This window comes from Actinomycetospora chibensis, assembly GCF_028737215.1.
Lineage (GTDB): Bacteria > Actinomycetota > Actinomycetes > Mycobacteriales > Pseudonocardiaceae > Actinomycetospora > Actinomycetospora chibensis.
The window spans coordinates 101,714-121,706 of sequence record NZ_JAQZAM010000012.1; the positions used below are offsets into that span (position 1 = coordinate 101,714).

Here is a 19,993-nt window from a genome sequence, read left to right on the forward strand (position 1 = left end):
GAGCACCCGCGTACGGTCGTGTCGTGACAACGGTGATCCTTCTGCGGCACGGCCGGTCGACGGCCAACGTGTCGGGTGTGCTCGCCGGTCGCAGCACCGGCGTCGGTCTCGACGACCACGGCCGCACGCAGGCCGAGAAGCTGGTCGACCGGCTCGCCGAGCTGCCCCTGGCGGCCGTGGTGACCTCGCCGCTGCAGCGCTGCCGGGAGACGGTGGCCCCGCTGCTCACCGCCCGCGGCCTGGAGGCGACGGTCGAGGACGACCTGTCCGAGGTCGACTACGGCGACTGGACCGGGCGCAAGCTCGGCGATCTCGGCAAGGAGGACCTCTGGAAGGTCGTCCAGGCCCACCCGTCCGCCGCCGTGTTCCCCGGCGGGGAAGGCCTCGCCGGGATGCAGGCCCGCGCGGTCGCGGCGATCCGCCGGCAGGCCGCGCGCATCGGCGCCGAGCACGGCGACCGCGCCCTGTGGGTGGCCTGCAGCCACGGTGACGTGATCAAGGCCGCGGTCGCCGACGCGCTCGGTCTGCACCTCGACTCGTTCCAGCGCATCGTCGTCGACCCCTGCTCGGTGAGCGTCATCAGCTACACGCCCACCCGGCCCTTCGTCGTGCGGGTCAACGACACCGGCGGCGACCTGTCCGCGCTGGTCCCGAAGCCGGAGAGCGAGGAATCCGACAGTTCCTCCGACGCCGCCGACGACCCCACGGCAGCCTCGTCCGGCGACGTCACCGTCCCCGCGGAGGCCACCGTCGGAGGGTCGACGGGAGTAGCATGAGGACGCCGTTGACGCCAGGGGATCCGCACCTCCTCCAGCGGCGTCCCTCCGTGAGTCCTACGATCGAGAAGCCATGCCCAGGGTGATCCACGTCTTCCGCCAGCCCGACCGGTTCGTCGCCGGCACCGTCGGGCAGCCCGGCGAACGCTCCTTCTACCTCCAGGCCACCGAATCGGCCCGGCGGGTGAGCGTGCTGCTCGAGAAGCAGCAGGTGTCGGTGCTCTCGGAGCGGATCGGCACCCTGCTCGAGGAGGTCTCGCGGCGCTTCGGTGCGGACGTCCCCGTGTCGGTGCCCGAGGACGAGGTCGACACCTCGCCGCTCGAGGTGCCGGTGGAGGAGGAGTTCCGCGTCGGCACCATGGGGCTGGGCTGGGACGCCGAGTCCAAGAACGTCGTGGTCGAGCTGCTCGCGGTCACCGAGGAGGAGATCGACGAGTCGGTCGTCCTCGACGACACCGACGAGGGCCCCGACGCGCTGCGCGTGTTCCTCTCGCCCGCCGGCGCCCGCGCGTTCGCGACGCGCGCCGAGCGCGTGGTCGGCGCCGGACGGCGCCTGTGCCCGCTGTGCACCCAGCCGCTGGACGCCTCCGGCCACGTGTGCCCGCGGCAGAACGGCTACCGACGCGTCGCCTCCCCCGAGTAGGCGCGTGAACGGGGACACGGGCGCGAACGGGTCGACCTCCGACGACCGGGAGCTGCTGCTCCACGGCCGGATGGAGGTCGAGGGCCGTCTCACGGAGGCGTCCAACACCACGCTGCTGTGCGTCATCGACTTCAACGGTGTCGAGGGCCGCTGCGTCTACAAGCCCGTCCGCGGCGAACGCCCGCTGTGGGACTTCCCCGACGGCACGCTCGCCGGGCGGGAGGTGGCGACGTACCTGGTCAGCGAGGCGGCCGGGTTCGGGGTGGTGCCGACGACGGTGCTGCGCGACGGCCCCTTCGGCCCCGGCATGGTCCAGCGCTGGATCGACACCGACGAGGAGCGCGAGCTCGTCGACGTCGTCCCGGCGCGCTCGGTCGGCCAGGGCTGGCGCACCGTCCTGCGTGCCCGCGACGCCGCGGGGGACCCGGCGCTGCTCGTGCACGCCGACGACCCGGCCCTGCGGCGCATGGCGGCGCTCGACGTCGTCGTCAACAACGCCGACCGCAAGGGCGGGCACGTGCTCGCCGGCGTCGACGGCGGCGTCTACGGCGTCGACCACGGCATCTGCCTGCACCGCGAGGAGAAGCTGCGCACGGTGCTCTGGGGCTGGGTGGGCGAGCCGCTCTCCGACGACGTCGTCGACGGTCTGCGCCGCCTGCGCAAGGCCCTGTCCCCGGGCAACAGGGCGGGGCTCGACGACACCCTGCACGAGCACCTGACCCGTGCCGAGGTCTCGGCGCTGCGCTCGCGGCTCTCGAAGCTGCTCGACGCGAACGAGCTGCCCGCGCCGGGAGGACGCTGGCCTCCGATCCCGTGGCCGGCGTTCTGAGCCGGCTGCTCCCGCCCCGCCGGGATCCGCGCTGGCCGCGCGACTTCCACCACCGCCGCACGTCGGACCTGCTGAGTCCACGGCAGGCCTACGAGCTGCTGCGCGCGTTCCCGCCCCGCGCCGAGCGCGACGGGTCGGGCGTACCGGTCGTCGACGCCCTCCCGCTCCCGGCCGCCGGGCCCGGCGAGATCTCCGTGACGTGGCTCGGGCACGCCTCGACGCTGCTGCGCGTGGACGGTGTGACGCTGCTGGTCGACCCCGTTCTCGCGGGCGGCATCCCGGGCGCGAGCACCCGCCTGCGGCCCTCGCCGGTGACCCCCGAAGAGTTGCCGCCCGTCGACGCCGTGCTGCTGAGCCACGACCACTACGACCACCTCGACGCGCCGACCCTGCGCCGTCTCCCGCGCTCGACGCGGGTGCTCGCCGGCGGCGGCAGCAGGCCCCTGCTCGCCCGTCTCGGCTTCACCGACGTCACCGAGCTCGACTGGTGGGAGAGCGTGGAGGTCGGCGGGGGCCGGGGAGAGGTCACCGTCGAGTTCGTCCCCGCCCACCACTGGTCGCGGCGCACCCTGCTCGACACCTGCCGCCGGCTCTGGGGCGGCTGGGTGGTGACGGGGTCCGACGGGCGCAGCGTGGTCCACGCCGGCGACACCGGCTACGGCCCGTTCCCCGCGCGGATCGGGGCGCGGCAGCGCGACCTCGGCCACGACCTCGCCGTGGCCGTGCTCCCGATCGGCGCGTACGCGCCCCGCCACCTGCTCCGCGGGGTGCACATGGACCCGGCCGAGGCCGTGCGGGCCGCGGGCGACCTGGGGGTGCGGCACGTGGTGCCGATCCACTGGGGCACGTTCGTGCTCTCCGGCGAGCCGGTCACCGAGCCGCGCGAGCGCGTGCTCGCGGAGTGGGTGCGCGCCGGGCGCGACCTCGCGGACCTCTGGGATCTCCCGATCGGCGGGACCCGGGCCCTGTGACCGCCCCCCTGTGACCGCCCCCCTGTGACCGCCCCCCTGTGACCGCCCCCTGTGAACGCTGCCGTCCCCCCGCGCCGGTCCGGGCGGGCTCTGGTGGTGTGGGGCGTCGCGGTCCTCGCGTACGTCGCCGGCCACCACCGGTGGCACCGGCGGGGATCGCGCGGTCGGCGCGGAAGGTGCCGCGGCCGGTCCCTCAGTCGGCCGCCGACGGGAAGCGGGGCTCGCGCTTCTCGCGCAGCGCCGTGTAGCCCTCGACGACGTCGGGGCCGAGGAACGTGAGCATCTCGTAGGCCGCGGACTGGTCGAAGGTCGGCCCGGCGCTGCGCAGCCAGTTGTTGAGGCTGCGCTTGGTGAGCCGGATCGCCTGCTGGGAGCCGGTGCCGAGGGTGTCGGCGACGCGCAGGGCCTCGTCGAGCACCTGGTCGCGGGGGAGCGCCTTGGCGACCATCCCGAGACGCTCGGCCTCGGCGCCGGTGACCATCTCGCCGGTCAGCAGGTAGTACCGCGCCTTGGCCATGCCGGCCAGCAGCGGCCAGATGATCGCGGCGTGGTCGCCGGCCGCGACGCCGAGCTTGACGTGCCCGTCGCCGAGCCGGGCGTCCTCGGCGGCGATGGCGATGTCCGCGAGCAGCGCGACGACCACCCCGGCCCCGACCGCGACGCCGTTGATCGCCGACACGATGGGCTTGTCGCAGTCGATGATGTTGTAGACCAGGTCGGACATCTCGCGGAGCATGTGCTGGACGCGGTCGTAGTCGCCGGCCATCCGCTCGACCATCGCCAGGTCGCCGCCCGCGGAGAACGCCTTCCCGGCGCCGGTGATCACGGCGACACGGGTCTGCTCGTCGGCCCCCACGTCCCGCCAGACCCGGGCCAGCTCCCCGTGGAGCCCCTCGTCGGCCGCGTTGTACTTGTCGGGGCGGTCGATGGTGATCAGCAGGACGCCGTGGTCGCGGCGCTCGAACGTCAGCTGGTGGTAGTCCTCGAACGGCACGGGCGCTCTCCTCGGTGGGTTCGTGCGGTCAGCTCATCGAGAGTCCGCCGCTGACGGACAGGGTCTGGCCGGTGATGTACGCGGCCTCGTCGGAGGCCAGGAACGCGACGGCGTGGGCGACGTCGGCGGGCTGCGCGAGCCGGCGCAGCGGGATCGCCTTGATCAGCGCGTCGCGCAGCTTCGGGTTGTCCTCGGTGACCGACGCGAACAGCGCGGTGTCGGTCGGGCCGGGGCACACGCAGTTGACCGCGATCTGGTGGCGGGCCATCTCGCGAGCGGTGGTCTTGGTGAACGCGATGATCCCGCCCTTGGCCGCCGAGTACACCGCCTCGCCGGACGAGCCGACCCGGCCGGCGTCGGAGGCGAGGTTGACCACCCGCCCGCCACCCTGCTCCACCATGATCGGGAGGACGGTCTTCGAGGTGTGCAGGACGCCGTAGAGGTTGATCCCGATGATCCGGTCCCAGTCGGCGGGGTCGGAGTCGACGAACGGCCCGACCTTGTCGTAGCCCGCGTTGTTGACCAGCACGTCGATGCGACCGAAGCGCTCGCGGACGGCGGCGACCATGGTCTCGACGGACTCCCGCGACGCGACGTCGCACGTGAGGCCGAGCGCGTCGCCTCCGGGGGCCGCGCCGAGTGTGGCCGCGGTGTCGTTCGCCGTCGCCTCGTCGACGTCCGTGGCCACCACGGTCGCGCCCTCGGCGGCGAGCTTCTCGGCGATCCCGCGGCCGATGCCGCGCCCGGCTCCGGTCACGATCGCGATCTTCCCGTCCATCCTGCCCATGGGGTGGCTTCTCCTCGCTCGCGTGACGGCGGCCTCGCGTGACGGCGGCACGGAGCGAAGCGGACGCGCCCGGGCGCGCGCAAGCGGGAGCCTCGGCACAGCGCACGGGCCGGCGGAGGTCGACATCTCCGTGAGCGGAGCTTCGGGAACCGAAGCGTTTCCCGTCCGCGTCGCGACGGCCCCTCCGGGCTCAGCCCTGCCCGCTCAGGCGGGCGTAGACGATCAGGTCGTCCCCGGCGGAGCCCCCGTAGGCGATGAGCCGCAGCTCGGCGTCGCCGGTGTCGCCGTGCACCTCGCGGGCCGGGAACTTCACCGGGGACACCTGCACGGTGCCCGTGACGACGAAGACCGCCGTCGACCCGTCACGGCGCCGCACGGTGATCCGGTCGCCCGCGGTCGCGTCCGCGAGGCCGGCGAAGACGCCGCGACGTCCGTCGCCGTCGACGCGACCGACCAGCACCGCGGGGCCGCGCGCCCCCGGCGTCGGCCCGGCACGGAACCAGCCGGCCTGTTCCGGGGCGTGCACCGACGGCGCCGCGACCCGGCGCCACCCGTCGACCTCGTCGCCCTCCCCGACCGGCACGAGCGACGAGCAGGCGTCGATGCGGTCGATGGTCAGCTCGACGGGGTCGGCGGCGCGCATCGGCGTCGGGTCGGGGCGCCAGGACGCGGTGCTCGGCGGACAGGGGTCGGGCGGACGCTCCGCGGTGGCGACCCCCGCCGCCACCCCCATCGCGGCACACCCCGCGCTGAGCAGGAACGCCAGCGCCGCCAGCATGCGGTTCACCGGCGACCGCTCGGGACGCGGCGCGACCGGTCGACGGTGCCGCCCCACGCCCGTCGCACGCGCCATGTTCCCCCCACGGATCGCGACCACTCCTGTGACCGTCGAGAGTGCACGCTCCGTGACCGGACGTCAGGAGCCACCTTCGGGTCACCGCGCTCCGCGCGCGATCTCCGTTCACGGAGGCCGGATCGCCGTGGCGGACGTAGCGTGGAGGAGTGAGCACCCCTTCCGCTCCTGCAGATCTCCCCACCACCGCCGGTGAGCTCGCGCGCAGCGGCCACCCGGCGGCGACGCCCAAGAGCGTCCGTACCGAACTGCGCGACAACCTCCTCGCCCGGCTGCGTGCCGGCGCGGACCCGTGGCCGGGGATCGTCGGGTTCGACCGCACCGTGCTCCCGCAGTTCGAGCGCGCGGTGCTCGCCGGGCACGACGTGGTGCTGCTCGGCGAGCGCGGGCAGGGCAAGACGCGCCTGCTGCGCAGCCTCGTGGCCCTGCTCGACGAGTGGACGCCGGTGATCGCCGGGTCCGAGATCGGCGAGCACCCCGGCGAGCCGATCACCCCGGCGAGCCGACGCCGTGTCGCCGACGAGGGCGACGACCTGCCGATCACCTGGCGGCACCGCTCCGAGCGCTACGCCGAGAAGCTGGCCACCCCGGACACCTCCGTCGCCGACCTCATCGGCGACGTCGACCCCGTCAAGGTCGCCGAGGGCCGCAGCCTGGGCGACCCCGAGACCATCCACTACGGCCTCGTGCCCCGCGCGCACCGCGGCATCGTGACGATCAACGAGCTGCCCGACCTCGCCGAGCGCATCCAGGTCGCGCTGCTCAACGTGATGGAGGAGCGCGACATCCAGGTGCGCGGCTACACGCTGCGCCTGCCGCTGGACATCATGCTCGTGGCCAGCGCGAACCCCGAGGACTACACGAACCGCGGGCGGATCATCACGCCTCTCAAGGACCGCTTCGGGGCCGAGGTCCGCACGCACTACCCGCTCGAGATCGTCGGCGAGATCGCGCTCGTGCACCAGGAGGCGCACCTCGTCGCCGACGTGCCCGACCACCTCGTCGAGGTCCTCGCCCGCTTCACCCGCCACCTGCGGAGCTCCGGCGCGATCGACCAGCGCAGCGGTGTGTCCGCGCGGTTCTCGATCGCGGCGGCCGAGACCGTCGCGGCCGCCGCGCTGCGCCGGGCCGCGGTCACCGGCGAGGACACCGCCGTGGCCCGTCCCGTCGACCTCGAGGCGGTGCCGCCGGTGCTGCGCGGCAAGCTCGAGTTCGAGTCGGGGGAGGAGGGCCGCGAGGCCGAGCTGCTCACGCACCTGCTGCGCCGCTCGATCTCCGAGACCGCCCGCGCCCGCCTCGCCGGGGTCGACCTGACCCCGCTCGCCGAGGGCGTGTCGGCCCTGGAGGGCGACCGGCGGGTCGTCACGGGCGACCGGATCGCCGCCAAGGACGTCGTCGACGCCCTGCCCTCGATCTCGGTCGTCTACACGGTCGCCGAGCGCCTGGGCGCCGCCGGCACGGAGGCCCCGGGGCCGCTGGCCAGCGCCGTCGAGCTCGCCCTCGAGCACCTCTACCTCACCCGCAAGCTGGCCAAGGACGACGACGCGGACGAGGGCACGGTGACCTATGGCGGCTGACAAGCCCGGCACCGGCCGGTACTCCTACGGCCGCTTCTACGACGGGCCGGATCCCCTGGCGCCGCCGTTCGACCTGCGGTCGGCGATGGACGAGCTCGGCCGCGACGTCATGGAGGGCACGTCCCCGCGGCAGGCGATGCGCGAGCTGATGCGCCGCGGGCTGGGCGACCAGCAGGGTCTCGACGACCTCATGCGCCGGCTCAACGAGCGGCGCAGCAAGCTGCAGCGCGAGCACCGTCTCGACGGGACGCTGCAGGAGGTCCGCGAGCTGCTCGAGCGGGCGCTCGAGGCCGAGCGCAACTCCCTGCAGGCCGAGGACTCCGACGACGCCCGGTTCCGCGAGATGCAGCTCGACGCGCTGCCCCCGTCGCCCGCCGGTGCCGTCGCCGAGCTGCAGGACTACGACTGGCGCAACGCCGAGGCGCGCCAGGCCTACGAACAGATCCAGGACCTGCTCGGCCGGGAGGCGCTCGATCAGCGCTTCCAGGGCATGAAGCAGGCCATGGAGAACGCGACGCCCGAGGACGTCGAGCGGGTCCGCGAGATGATCTCGGACCTGAACGACCTGCTCGAGGCGCACGCCCGCGGCGAGGACACCGCGGAGCAGTTCGGCGAGTTCATGGGCAAGCACGGCGAGTTCTTCCCGGAGAACCCGCAGACCACCGACGAGCTGATCGACCTGCTCGCCGAGAGGGCCGCCGCGGCCCAGCGGATGATGAACTCGCTGTCGGCCGAGCAGCGCGCCGAGCTCGAGGGCCTCATGCAGCAGGCCTTCGGCGACCCACGGCTGGCCGAACAGCTCTCCCGGCTCGACCAGCAGCTCCAGGGCATGCGCCCCGGCGAGGACTGGCAGGGCCGCGGCCGATTCCGCGGCGACGACCCGATGGGCATGGGCGAGGCCACCCGGGCCATGGAGGAGCTGGGGCAGATGGACGCCCTGGCCGAGCAGCTCTCGCAGTCCTACCCGGGCGCGCGGATGGAGGACATCGACTTCGAGGCCCTCGAGGCGACCCTCGGCGAGCAGGCTCGCGTCGACGCCCAGCGCCTGGCCGAGCTGCAGCGCGAGCTCGAGGAACAGGGCGTCTTCCAGCGCGCCGCCGACGGCTCGCTGATGCTCTCGCCGAAGGCGCTGCGCCAGCTCGGGCAGTCCTCGCTGCGCGACGTCGTCGGCTCGCTGTCGACCCGTCGCGGCGAGCGGGAGACCCAGCGCTCCGGGGCGGCGGGGGAGGCGACGGGCGCGACACGCCCGTGGTCGTTCGGCGACACCGAACGCTGGGACGTCTCGCGCACGCTGCTGAACGCCGAGATGCGCAAGGCCGGCGGTGATGTGCGGGACCTCGACGTCTCCGACGTGGAGATCGTCGAGACCGAACAGCGCACCCGGGCCGCGGTGGCGCTGTGCGTCGACACCTCGTGGTCGATGGTCGCCGACGGGCGCTGGGTGCCGATGAAGCGCACGGCCCTGGCCCTGCACCACCTGGTGTCCACGCGGTTCCGGGGCGACGCGCTGCAGCTCATCACGTTCGGCCGGCACGCCAAGGAGGTCGAGCTCGGGGAGCTGACCGCGCTGGAGGGCGCCTGGGAGCAGGGCACGAACCTCCACCACGCGCTGCTGCTCGCGGGCCGACACCTGCGCAGGAACATCGACGCGGCGCCCGTCGTCCTCGTCGTCACCGACGGCGAGCCGACCGCGCACCTCGAGCCGGACGGGCACGCGGCGTTCGACTACCCGCCGAGCCCGGAGACGCTGCGGGCGACGCTGAACGAGGTCGATGCGCTGGCACGTCTGCACGCGGCGATGACGGTCTTCATGCTCGGGGAGGACCCGCGCCTGGAGGCGTTCGTCGACCTCGTCGCCCGGCGCGCGGGCGGGCGGGTCGTCAATCCGGACCTGGACGGTCTCGGGGCCGCGGTGGTGAGCGACTACCTGGCGAGTCGCCGACGACGCTGAGGCATCGGACGCGCTGCGCATCCACCACACGGTGCAATGCCATCTGTCCGATGACCCTGCGTGCACCACAGTGCGCCACTGCGGGGGAATGCGGTTACGCTCGATCGTGGCTGGAGTCGATCCCCCCCGCGACTCCTGGCCACCCCGGCCGGGTCCGTCATCCCGTGCAGGGCGGAGTGCTCGCCCACGACGTCCTGCTGACTCGACCCGGCCGGGGTCCACCACGGTCTTCGCACCGGAGCGGCGAGCGGTTCGCCACGAGTCCGGGCGGGCACCGCCGCGACGGGCTTAGGCTCGGGGGCATGCGAGCGTGGTCATCGGTCGACGTCCCGCGGGTGCCCGGCAGCCCGCCCCCGCTGAGGCTCCACGACACGGCCGGTGGGGACATCCGACCCACCACGCCGGGGTCCACCGCCCGGATGTACGTCTGCGGCATCACGCCCTACGACGCGACGCACCTCGGCCACGCGGCGACCTACCTGGCGTTCGACCTGATCCACCGCCTGTGGCTCGACGCGGGCCACGACGTGCACTACGTCCAGAACGTCACCGACATCGACGACCCGCTGCTCGAGCGGGCCGAGCGGGACAAGGACGACTGGGTCGTGCTCGGGATGCGCGAGACGGCGCTGTTCCGCGAGGACATGGCCGCGCTGCGGATCCTCCCGCCGCGCGACTTCATCGGGGCCGTCGAGGCCATGGACGAGATCAGCGAGCTGGTGGGCAAGCTCCTGGCCAGCGGCGCGGCCTACCGCGCCGACGACGCCGAGTTCCCGGACGTCTACCACGACCACACCGCCACGCGGGACTTCGGCTACGTCTCGCGCTACGACGAGGCGCGGATGCGCGAGGTGTTCCCGCAGCGCGGCGGCGACCCCGACCGTCCGGGCAAGCGGGACCCGCTCGACGCGCTCCTGTGGCGCATGGCCCGTGAGGGCGAGCCGTCGTGGACCTCCGACCTCGGGGAGGGGCGCCCCGGCTGGCACGTCGAGTGCGCGGCCATCGCCCTGAACCGTCTCGGCGACCAGTACGACGTCCAGGGCGGCGGCTCGGACCTCGCCTTCCCGCACCACGAGTACGGCTCGGCGCACGCCGAGGCCCTCACCGGCGCGCACCCGCTCGCCCGGCACTACTGCCACGCCGGGATGATCGGGCTCGACGGCGAGAAGATGTCGAAGTCCAAGGGCAACCTCGTCTTCGTCTCCCGCCTGCGGGCCGACCGCGTCGACCCCCTGGCCGTGCGCCTGGCCCTGATGGGCGGGCACTGGCGCACCGACCGGTCCTGGACCGCGGACCTGCTCACCGGCGGCCAGGCGCGGCTGCACCGGTGGCGCGACGCGGTCGCGGCCCCGACCGGGCCCGACCCCGAGGACACGATCGCCCGGGTGCGCGCGCACCTCGCGGACGACCTCGACACGCCCGGGGCACTGGCCGCCATCGACGCCTGGGCCGACGAGGTGCTCCTGCGCCGCGGTGGCGACGGGTGGGCCCCCGACGCGCCGACCCGGCTCGCCGACGCCGCCGACGCGCTGCTCGGGGTCACGCTGCGCTGACGCGGGTACCTCCCGCGCATGCCCCGCAACGTCCTCGGCGGCGAGCTCGCCGACTGCAGTCACGACCCCGTCACCGGCTTCTACCGCAACGGCTGTTGCGAGACCGGTCCGGACGACGCGGGCGTGCACACCGTGTGCGCCCGCGTCACCGAGGAGTTCCTGACCTACTCCGCCGAGCGTGGCAACGACCTGACCCGCGCCGACGCCGGCTTCCCCGGCCTCGAGCCCGGCGACCGCTGGTGCCTGTGCGCCAGCCGCTGGCAGGAGGCGCTCGAGGGCGGCGTCGCCCCGCCGGTCGTGCTCGAGGCCACCCATGCCCGCACGCTCGAGTGGGTCGACCTCGCCCAGCTGGAGGCGCACCGCGCACGTGAGTGAATCGGTCGTTCCGACGACTCCAATCGCTCACATGCGGTACGCATCCTGCTGTGCCCTCGGACCCGCCCTCCGCGACCCAGGTCCAGGCGCACCGCTACGCCGTGCGCCGCCTGGAGTCCGCGCTGGTCGGCCGTGACCCGACGCCGCGCCACGACCCGGGCCGCCGCCAGAACCGCGCGCTGCTCGTGGGCACGGTGCTCGCGGTGCTGGCGCTCGTGGGGTTCGCCGTGGTCGGGCTCGTGCGCGGCGACGAGGGGTGGCGCGACGAGTCGGTGGTGCGCGGCGAGCCCTCGGGCGCGCTCTACGCCGTGGCGCACGGCCCGGACCGCCTGGTCCCGGCCCTGAACCTCGCCTCCGCGCGCCTGCTCGCCGGAGCCGCCGGCAACACCGAGGTGGGCGGGCCCCCGGTGCCGGTCCGTGACGACGCCCTCGCCGAGGCGCCCCGCACCGCACCGGCGGGCATTCCCGGCGCGCCGTCGGTGCTGCCGGCTCTGGCCGCTCCGGCCCCCGACGCCTGGGCGGTCTGCGACCGCGCGACGCTCGACCCCTCGGTGCCCGACCCCGCCGCGGACCCGGCGATCACCACCGTCGCGCTCGGCGGGGTCCCGGCGCCCGGGCGTCCGCTCGCGGCCGACGAGGCGCTGCTGCTGCGCGGCTCCGACGGGTTCTGGCTCGTCACCGAGGGGCGCCGAGCGCGGATCGACCCGTCGCTGGGTTCCGTGGTCCGCGGCCTGGAGCTCACCGGCGCGCGCCCCCGCAACGCGGGCCCGGCCCTGCTCGGCACGCTGCCCGAGGCCCCGCCGCTGGTCCCCGTCCAGGTCCCCGGCAGCGGGGGAGCGCCGACCGACGCCCGCACCGCCGCGCTCGGCGTGCCCGTCGGCGCCGTCGTGAGCCCCGACGGCGGTCGCTTCTTCCTCGTCGCCGCCGCCGGGGTGCAGGAGGTGCCGGCGGTGATCGCCCAGCTCGCCCGCTTCGCCAACCCCGACCCGGCCGCCGACCCCGGGATCGCCGCCGTCCCGGCGGGCCGGCTCGCCGCGGCGCCACGTGTCGCGGTCGTCGACGTGCGCGCCTACCCGTCGGCGACCCCCCGGCTGGTCACCTACGACGAGGCCACCACCACCTGCGTGCGCGCCGAGGCCTCCGGCGCGGCCGCGGTGTTCGCCGCGTCCGCGTTGCCCGGGCCGGTCGAGCCCACCCCGCTGGTCGGGCCCCCGCTCGACGGCGCCTGGGTCGCCGGCGGCGGTACCTACGTGCTCCCGGTGGCACCGGGAGCGCCCGCCGACCCCGCCTCGACCGATCCGTCCGCCGGGGTGCTCGTCGACCCGGGCGGGCGGGTGTTCGCCGTCCCGGACCCCGCGAGCGCCGCCGCCCTGGGCCTCGGCACGCCTCGCCCGGCCCCCCGCGCGGTGCTCGACCTCCTCCCGCGCGGCCCGACCCTCGACGCCGTCGCGGCCCAGTCGGCGCGCTGACCTCGACCCGGCGCGCTGCCCGAGGTGGTGGGAGCGAGGGTCACCCCGCCTGCGTCCAGAGCAGCGAGGGCGTCCCTCGCTGCCGCAGGCGCGCGAGGCACGCGCGGAGCGCGCGTCACCCCGACTGCGTCCAACGCAGCGAGGGCGTCCCTCGCTGCCCCGACCGGCGCGCCACCACCCCGGCTCCCGCGACTACCGCCGCGGCACCAGCGCCGCCGCCCCGGCGAGCAGGACGCCCGCGAGGCCGAAGGCCGCAACGGGGGAGAGGTGGTAGGGCGCGAGGAACACCGCGGGCGCCGCGGCGGCGCCGAGGAAGCGCAGGGCCTGCACCACCGAGACCCCGCCGGCGGTGCCCCCGCGCAGGACGAGCGCGTTGACACCGACGAGCACCAGCTGGGCGGCGGCCCCGGCGAGCGCCCAGACCGCGGCCACCGCGATCGCCGAGGGCAGCAGGCCGATCGCGGCGACGAGCACCGCGGCGGCGAGCGCGCCGAGCCGCACGACGACGCGCGGCCCGAGGCGGTCCACGCCGGCCCCGACGAGGCGTGCGGTGAGCAGCCCGGCGATCCCGAAGCACGTGAGCAGCGCACCCCGGACCCCGGCGCCGAGGGCGAAGGCGTCCTCGACGCGCAGGGCGACGAGGAACGACAGCCCGCCCAGCGCGCCCCACGCCAGCCCGGCGACGAGCCCGAGCCGCAGCACCGACGGGCGCCAGGCGTCACGCAGGCGCGGCCGGTCGCCGGGGTCGGCGGGCGGGTCGGCGGGGATCCCCGCGACCGCCAGGAGCGCGGCGACCATGGCGACGCCGACGAAGGCGAGACGCCAGTCCACCTCCGCGGTCAGGCCGCCGACCAAGGGCGCGAACGTCATCCCGGCCGCCTGCAGGGAACCCATGACGCCGAGCGACCGCCCGAGGCGCTCCGGGGGCGTGGCCGCGGCGAGCGAGGCCAGCAGCAGGGGAGTGGTGAACGCGTTGGCCGCTCCCTGCAGCGCCCGCGCCCCGAGGAACAGCCAGCCGGTGCCGGCCACGGCGCCGAGCAGCGAGAACACGACGTACGCGACGTAGGCGACGCGCACGGTGCGCCGCGCGCCCCACCGTTGGCCGAGCGTCCCCGAGACGAGCATGAGCAGCGCGAACGGGAGCAGGTAGGCGGTCAGCGACGCCGAGGCGGCCGACGGGGACAGCCCGAGGTCGGCGCCCAGCTCGGGCAGCATCGAGGCGGTGACCCCACCGCCGAACGGGCCGAGGAAGCCGCCCGCGTAGAGCGCGGCCAACCGCAGCCGGGCGATCCCGGAGCGCTCCGCCGCCGGAGCGGCGCTCACCGCTCCCAGGGGGCCTTGCCGGGCCCGGGCGGGCCGCCCGCGGTGCCGCCGGGGCCGTCGCCGCCGGGACCGCGCCGGCGCAGGTAGCGCTCGAAGTCGGCCGCGATCTCCTCGCCGGAGGCCTCCTCGAGGTCGGTCTCGGCGTCGCCGGCCTCCTCGAGGGCCTTGACGTACTCGCGGACCTCGTCGTCCTCGTCGGCCATCTCCGAGACCGTGCGCTCCCACTTCTCGGCCTGCTCGGGCAGGCCGCCGAGCGGCACCTCGACGTCGAGGACCTCCTCGACGCGCTGCAGCAGGGCGATCGAGGCCTTCGGCGCGGGCGGCTGCGAGACGTAGTGCGGCACGGCGGCCCAGAACGAGATCGCGGGGATCCCGGCCTGGACGCAGGCGTCCTGGAGGACCCCGACGATCCCGGTGGGGCCCTGGTAGCGCGAGCGCTGCAGCCGGTAGCGGGCGGCCGACGCCTTGTCGAACGACGTGCCGGTGACCGGGACGGGTCGGGTGTGGGGCGTGTCGGCGAGCAGGGCGCCGAGGGTGATCACCGTGCCGACGCCGAGCTCGCGCGCCCGGTCGATGATCTCCGCGCAGAAGGCGCGCCAGCGCATGTTCGGCTCGATGCCGCGCACGAGGATGAGGTCCTGCGCCGATCCCGGGGGCCGGCAGCGGGTCAGGCGGGTGGTGGGCCAGTCGATGGCGCGGCTGACCCCGTCGACCATCCGCGCGGTCGGCCGGGACACCTGGAAGTCGTAGTACTCGTCGGGATCGATCGCCGACAGTTCGGTGGCGTCCCAGTGCAGCGCGAGGTGCTCCACGGCCGTGCTCGCGGCGTCCCCGGCGTCGTTCCAGCCCTCGAACGCCGCCAGCATCACCGGCGCGTCGTCGCTGATGGGGGCCGTTTCCGACGCGTCGTCGGGGTCCTCGAGCTGTTCCGTTCCCTCGGCCTCGTCGCTGGACACGGGCTCGTCGAGGTGGTCGTCGGACTCGGGCACCCGCACAGCCTACGGGTCGTGACGAGGCTCGCAGTGCGTCCGGGACTGCTCGCCGATCACGTTACGATCGTGTGATGACTACTTCGAGTGAGTCTGGATTCCTGTCTGCCCTGCACTCCAGGGTGCTCATCGGAGACGGTGCCATGGGCACCGCACTCCAGGACCAGGATCTCTCGCTCGACGACTTCCAGGACCTCGAGGGCTGCAACGAGATCCTGAACGTCTCGCGTCCCGACGCCGTGCTCAGTGTGCACCAGGGGCACCTCGAGGCGGGCGCCGACGTCATCGAGACCAACACCTTCGGCACCAACTGGGCCAACCTCAACGAGTACGACATCGTCGACCGGGTCCGCGAGCTCGCCCGCGAGGGCACGAAGATCGCCCGGCAGGCCGCCGACGAGTACGCCACCTCGGACCGCCCGCGCTTCGTGTTCGCGTCGAACGGCCCGGGCACCAAGCTGCCGACGCTCGGCCACGCGCCGTTCGCGCTGCTGCGCGACCACTACAAGGAGTCGGTCCTCGGCGCCCTCGAGGGCGGCGCGGACGCCGTGCTCGTCGAGACCTGCCAGGACCTCCTCCAGGCCAAGTCGGCCATCCTCGGCGCCTACCGCGCGATGGACGAGTACGGCCTGCGCATCCCGGTCATCTGCCACGTCACCGTCGAGCTCACCGGCACGATGCTCGTCGGCTCCGAGATCACCGCGGCGCTGACGGCCCTCGAGCCCCTCGGGATCGACGGCATCGGCCTGAACTGCGCCACCGGCCCCGCCGAGATGAGCGAGCACCTGCGCGCCCTGAGCCGCCAGAGCCGCATCCCGGTCTCGGTGATGCCCAACGCCGGCCTGCCCGAGCTGGGTGCGAACGGCCCCGAGTACCCCCTGCAGCCCGACGAGCTCGCCGACTACTGCGCCTCGTTCGTCACCGACTACGGGCTCCAGCTCGTCGGCGGCTGCTGCGGCACGACGAACGCGCACATCAAGGCGCTGGCCGAGAAGTGCAAGGACCTCACGCCGGCCGCCCGCGACCCGAAGCCGGAGCCGGGTCTCGCGTCGGTGTACCAGGCCGTGCCGTTCCGCCAGGACACCGGCTTCCTCATGATCGGCGAGCGTTCGAACGCCAACGGCTCGAAGGCGTTCCGCGAGGCGATGGTCGAGGACGACTACGAGCAGTGCGTGGAGATCGCGAAGGCGCAGACCCGCGAGGGCGCGCACTTCATGGACCTCTGTATCGACTACGTCGGCCGTGACGGCAGCGCCGACATGGACCGCCTGGCCCACGACGTCTCCACCGCCTCGACGCTGCCGGTGGTGCTCGACTCCACCGAGGCCGACGTGCTGCGCACCGGGCTCGAGCAGCTCGGTGGCCGCAGCGCCATCAACTCGGTGAACTACGAGGACGGCGACGGCCCCGAGTCGCGCTTCATCAAGATCATGACGGTGGCGAAGGAGCACGGCGCCGCGGTCATCGGCCTCTGCATCGACGAGGAGGGGCAGGCCCGCACCGCGGAGTGGAAGACCCGCGTGGCGTTCCGCCTCATCGAGGACCTCACCGAGAACTGGGGCATGCAGGTCGAGGACATCATCATCGACTGCCTGACCTTCCCGATCTCCACCGGCCAGGAGGAGGTCCGCAAGGACGGCATCGAGACGATCAACGCGATCAAGCAGCTCAAGGAGCGCTACCCGCAGGTCCAGACCACCCTCGGCCTCTCGAACATCTCGTTCGGCCTCAACCCGGCGGCGCGGCAGGTCCTCAACTCGGTCTTCCTCCACGAGTGCACCGAGGCCGGCCTCGACTCGGCGATCCTCAACGCCTCGAAGATCCTGCCGATGTCGCAGATCGACGACGCGCAGCGCGAGGCCGCGCTCGATCTCGTCTACGACCGGCGCGACGAGTCCCGCGACACCCCGGACCCGCTGCAGCACTTCATGAACCTCTTCGAGGGCGTCTCGGCCTCGTCGGCCAAGGACGCGCGCGCCGAGGAGCTCGCGGCGCTGCCGCTGTTCGAGCGCCTCGAGCGCCGCATCGTCGACGGCGACCGCAACGGGCTCGAGGCCGACCTCGACGCGGGCATGGAGGAGAAGGACCCGCTCGAGATCATCAACGAGACGCTGCTGGCCGGCATGAAGACCGTCGGCGAGCTGTTCGGCGCCGGCAAGATGCAGCTGCCGTTCGTGCTGGCCTCGGCCGAGGTCATGAAGGCCTCGGTGGCCCACCTCGAGCAGTTCATGGAGGCCGACGACAACGGCGGGAAGGGCAAGATCCTGCTGGCCACGGTCAAGGGCGACGTCCACGACATCGGCAAGAACCTCGTCGACATCATCCTGAGCAACAACGGCTACGACGTGGTCAACATCGGCATCAAGCAGCCGATCAACGCCATCCTCGAGGCCGCCGAGGAGAACAAGGTCGACGCCATCGGGATGTCCGGGCTGCTGGTGAAGTCCACCGTGGTCATGAAGGACAACCTGCAGGAGATGAACGACCGCGGGGTCGCGCAGAAGTACCCGGTGCTGCTCGGCGGTGCCGCGCTGACCCGCTCGTACGTCGAGAACGACCTCGGCGAGCTCTTCCAGGGCGACGTGCGCTACGCGAAGGACGCCTTCGAGGGCCTGCGCCTGATGGACACCGTGATGAGCGGCGACACCGAGCGCACCGAGGCCGAGGCGGCCAAGATGGCCGAGCGCAAGGAGCGCCGCGAGCGCTCGCAGCGCATCCAGGCCAAGCGCGAGGCGGAGGCGGAGCCGGAGGAGATCCCCGACCACTCCGACGTCGCCCGGCGCATCGAGGTCCCGCAGCCGCCGTTCTGGGGCACCCGCGTGGTCCGCGGCATCCGGCTCAAGGACTTCGCCGGACTGCTCGACGAGCGCGCCACCTTCTTCGGGCAGTGGGGCCTGCGCGGCTCGAAGGCCAGCGAGGACGGGCCGTCGTACGAGGAGCTGGTGGAGACCGAGGGCCGGCCGCGCATGCGCTACTGGCTCGACCGGCTGCAGGCCGAGGGCATCCTCGCCCACGCCGCCGTGGTCGCCGGCTACTTCCCGGCGATCTCGGAGGGCCAGGACATCATCGTGCTCGCCGAGCCGGACCCGGACGCCAAGGAGGTGCACCGGTTCTCGTTCCCGCGCCAGAAGCGGGACCGCCACCTCTGCCTGGCCGACTTCTTCCGCACCCGCGAGGAGGCCAAGGAGCTCGGCGGCGTCGACGTGCTGCCGATGAACCTGGTGACGATGGGCCAGCCCATCGCCGACTTCGCCAACGAGCTCTTCGCGGAGAACTCCTACCGCGACTATCTCGAGGTCCACGGCCTCGGCGTGCAGCTCACCGAGGCGCTCGCCGAGTACTGGCACCGCCGTGTGCGTGAGGAGCTCGGCTTCTCCGACGGCTCGGTCATGGCCGACTCCGACCCCGAGAACGTCGAGGAGTACTTCAAGCTCGGCTACCGCGGGGCCCGGTACTCGCTGGGCTACGGCGCCTGCCCGAACGTCGAGGACCGCGTGAAGATCGTGGATCTCCTCGAGCCGGGCCGCATCGGCGTCGAGCTCTCCGAGGAGGACCAGCTGCACCCCGAGCAGTCCACGGACGCGCTCGTCGTGCACCACCCGGAGGCGAAGTACTTCAACGCCTAGCCTCGCGGCACGCCGGTTCGACCCCTCGCACTCCTTCGTCGTGCGACGAGTCGACGTGCGGCGCCGCGTCCAGCCGATCCCGTAGAGGAGCTCCCCGTGAGGTTGCAGGCCGTCCTCTGGGACATGGACGGCACGCTGGTCGACACCGAGGGCCTCTGGTCGGTGACGATCCAGGAGCTCGCCGCGCACCACGGCGGCGAGCTGTCGACCGAGACCCGCGAGGAGCTGACGGGATCCAGCCTCGTCCGCACCGTGCGCGCGGTGCGGGCCGAGGTGGGCCTCGACCCGGACGACGACGACGGCGTGGCCACGGACGGCCGCTGGCTGACCGACCGCACCGCGGAGGTCTTCGGCCGCGGCGTCCCGTGGCGCCCCGGCGCCCGGGAGGCCCTCGCGATGGTGCGGGCCGCGGGGCTCCCGACGGCGCTCGTGACGAGCACCTACCGGGAGCTCACCGAGGTCGCGCTCGACACCATCGGCCGCGGGTTCTTCGACATCACGGTGTGCGGCGACGAGGTGCCGGCGACGAAGCCGGACCCGTCGCCCTACCGGCTGGCCACCGGAAAGCTGGGCGTCGACCCTCGCGCGAGCCTGGCCGTCGAGGACTCACCGACCGGCACACGCTCGGCCGTGGCGGCCGGCGCGACGGTGCTCGTCGTCCCCGCCGAGGTGCCCGTGCCGGCGGGGGAGCGCCGTGTCCTGCGCGAGAGCCTCGTCGGACTGACCCTCGACGACCTCCGGGACGCCCTCCGGAACGGGTCGGGGAGCGACCACCGGTCGCGGGCCGTCGCACGCTGAGCGCTCCGTGACACGGTCGGCAGAGCGCCCCGGCTCGAAGGGACCAGCGCCGGGGTCGGTTTCCTCACCGACCGCCCGTTCGGCGCGCCGGGGGGCCCGGACGGCGCCCCGGACGAGCGGGGGACGAACAACCCGGGCGAACGAGGAGAATCCGGTGGTGTGCGACTCCCCGTCATGCCGTGCAACGATGGCTCGACGTGAAGACGTTCGACGTGCTCTTCGACGAGCTCACGACCAAGGCGCGCGACCGGCCGGAGGGATCCGGCACCGTCGCGGCGCTGGACTCCGGGGTCCACGCCCAGGGCAAGAAGGTGCTCGAGGAGGCCGGTGAAGTGTGGATCGCCGCCGAGTACGAGACCGATGACAAGCTGGCCGAGGAGATCTCCCAGCTGCTCTATCGTGTCCAGGTGATCATGCTCGGGCGCGGTCTCACGCTCGACCAGGTCTACAAGCACCTGTAGTCGACACCCACAGGTGTC

The 19,993-nt window shown here is 73.9% G+C and carries 17 protein-coding genes; 12 read left to right on the forward strand and 5 right to left on the reverse strand.

Going from position 1 to position 19,993, the window contains the following annotated elements:
• The first annotated feature begins 23 nt into the window (after window positions 1–23).
• The 4 genes from PH189_RS19165 (at window position 24) to PH189_RS19180 (ending at window position 3,219) form a co-directional block, all read left to right on the forward strand.
• Window positions 24–776, forward strand: a complete 753-nt coding sequence (locus PH189_RS19165; RefSeq protein ID WP_274190424.1) for a histidine phosphatase family protein — start codon at window positions 24–26, stop codon at window positions 774–776.
• A 73-nt stretch (window positions 777–849) separates the two neighbouring features.
• Window positions 850–1,419 (forward strand): DUF3090 domain-containing protein, encoded by a 570-nt coding sequence (locus PH189_RS19170; protein ID WP_274190425.1) that lies wholly within the window; start codon window positions 850–852, stop codon window positions 1,417–1,419.
• 70 nt (window positions 1,420–1,489) lie between these two features.
• On the forward strand, window positions 1,490–2,248 hold the full coding sequence (locus PH189_RS19175) for an SCO1664 family protein (RefSeq protein WP_274190554.1): 759 nt from the start codon (window positions 1,490–1,492) through the stop codon (window positions 2,246–2,248).
• Entirely contained in the window at window positions 2,233–3,219 is a 987-nt protein-coding gene (locus PH189_RS19180) for an MBL fold metallo-hydrolase (RefSeq protein ID WP_274190426.1), read from the forward strand. The genes PH189_RS19175 and PH189_RS19180 overlap by 16 nt, the downstream gene beginning before the upstream one ends.
• A 193-nt stretch (window positions 3,220–3,412) precedes the next feature.
• Here the strand turns inward: PH189_RS19180 and PH189_RS19185 are convergent, their stop codons facing one another.
• The 3 genes from PH189_RS19185 to PH189_RS19195 all read right to left on the reverse strand — a co-directional run bounded on the left by PH189_RS19185 (window position 3,413) and on the right by PH189_RS19195 (window position 5,778).
• Window positions 3,413–4,213 carry an enoyl-CoA hydratase/isomerase family protein gene (locus PH189_RS19185; protein WP_274190427.1) on the reverse strand — a complete coding sequence of 267 codons (801 nt, stop codon included), beginning with the start codon at window positions 4,211–4,213 and terminating at the stop codon, window positions 3,413–3,415.
• Window positions 4,214–4,241: 28 nt separating this feature from the next.
• A complete protein-coding gene (locus tag PH189_RS19190) occupies window positions 4,242–5,000 on the reverse strand; it encodes an SDR family NAD(P)-dependent oxidoreductase (protein ID WP_274190428.1) in 759 nt (252 codons plus the stop codon).
• Between the two features lie 190 nt (window positions 5,001–5,190).
• Window positions 5,191–5,778 carry a class F sortase gene (locus PH189_RS19195; RefSeq protein WP_274190555.1) on the reverse strand — a complete coding sequence of 196 codons (588 nt, stop codon included), beginning with the start codon at window positions 5,776–5,778 and terminating at the stop codon, window positions 5,191–5,193.
• Window positions 5,779–6,002: 224 nt separating this feature from the next.
• Between PH189_RS19195 and PH189_RS19200 the strand changes: the two genes are divergently transcribed.
• The 5 genes from PH189_RS19200 (at window position 6,003) to eccB (ending at window position 12,778) form a co-directional block, all read left to right on the forward strand.
• Window positions 6,003–7,430, forward strand: a complete 1,428-nt coding sequence (locus PH189_RS19200; RefSeq protein WP_274190429.1) for an ATP-binding protein — start codon at window positions 6,003–6,005, stop codon at window positions 7,428–7,430.
• Entirely contained in the window at window positions 7,420–9,381 is a 1,962-nt protein-coding gene (locus PH189_RS19205) for a vWA domain-containing protein (protein ID WP_274190430.1), read from the forward strand. Before PH189_RS19200 ends, PH189_RS19205 begins: the two co-directional genes overlap by 11 nt.
• 302 nt (window positions 9,382–9,683) lie before the next feature.
• Complete coding sequence (gene mshC, locus PH189_RS19210) at window positions 9,684–10,934, forward strand: cysteine--1-D-myo-inosityl 2-amino-2-deoxy-alpha-D-glucopyranoside ligase (RefSeq protein WP_274190431.1); 1,251 nt, start codon at window positions 9,684–9,686, stop codon at window positions 10,932–10,934.
• 18 nt (window positions 10,935–10,952) lie between these two features.
• Complete coding sequence (locus PH189_RS19215) at window positions 10,953–11,309, forward strand: DUF2237 family protein (RefSeq protein ID WP_274190432.1); 357 nt, start codon at window positions 10,953–10,955, stop codon at window positions 11,307–11,309.
• Window positions 11,310–11,359: 50 nt separating this feature from the next.
• The gene (eccB, locus tag PH189_RS19220) at window positions 11,360–12,778 is read left to right on the forward strand and encodes a type VII secretion protein EccB (RefSeq protein WP_274190433.1); all 1,419 of its coding nucleotides are present in this window, start codon (window positions 11,360–11,362) and stop codon (window positions 12,776–12,778) included.
• Window positions 12,779–12,970: 192 nt separating this feature from the next.
• Here the strand turns inward: eccB and PH189_RS19225 are convergent, their stop codons facing one another.
• Window positions 12,971–14,101, reverse strand: a complete 1,131-nt coding sequence (locus PH189_RS19225) for an MFS transporter (protein WP_274190434.1) — start codon at window positions 14,099–14,101, stop codon at window positions 12,971–12,973.
• Complete coding sequence (locus tag PH189_RS19230; protein ID WP_274190556.1) at window positions 14,098–14,967, reverse strand: PAC2 family protein; 870 nt, start codon at window positions 14,965–14,967, stop codon at window positions 14,098–14,100. The genes PH189_RS19225 and PH189_RS19230 overlap by 4 nt, the downstream gene beginning before the upstream one ends.
• A 197-nt stretch (window positions 14,968–15,164) precedes the next feature.
• On the opposite strand from PH189_RS19230, the gene metH reads away from it, so the two are divergent.
• The 3 genes from metH to PH189_RS19245 all read left to right on the forward strand — a co-directional run bounded on the left by metH (window position 15,165) and on the right by PH189_RS19245 (window position 19,975).
• The gene (gene metH / locus PH189_RS19235) at window positions 15,165–18,716 is read left to right on the forward strand and encodes a methionine synthase (RefSeq protein ID WP_274190435.1); all 3,552 of its coding nucleotides are present in this window, start codon (window positions 15,165–15,167) and stop codon (window positions 18,714–18,716) included.
• Window positions 18,717–18,839: 123 nt separating this feature from the next.
• On the forward strand, window positions 18,840–19,514 hold the full coding sequence (locus PH189_RS19240) for an HAD family hydrolase (protein ID WP_378014914.1): 675 nt from the start codon (window positions 18,840–18,842) through the stop codon (window positions 19,512–19,514).
• Between the two features lie 197 nt (window positions 19,515–19,711).
• Window positions 19,712–19,975, forward strand: a complete 264-nt coding sequence (locus PH189_RS19245) for a phosphoribosyl-ATP diphosphatase (protein WP_274190437.1) — start codon at window positions 19,712–19,714, stop codon at window positions 19,973–19,975.
• The last annotated feature ends 18 nt before the right edge of the window (window positions 19,976–19,993 follow it).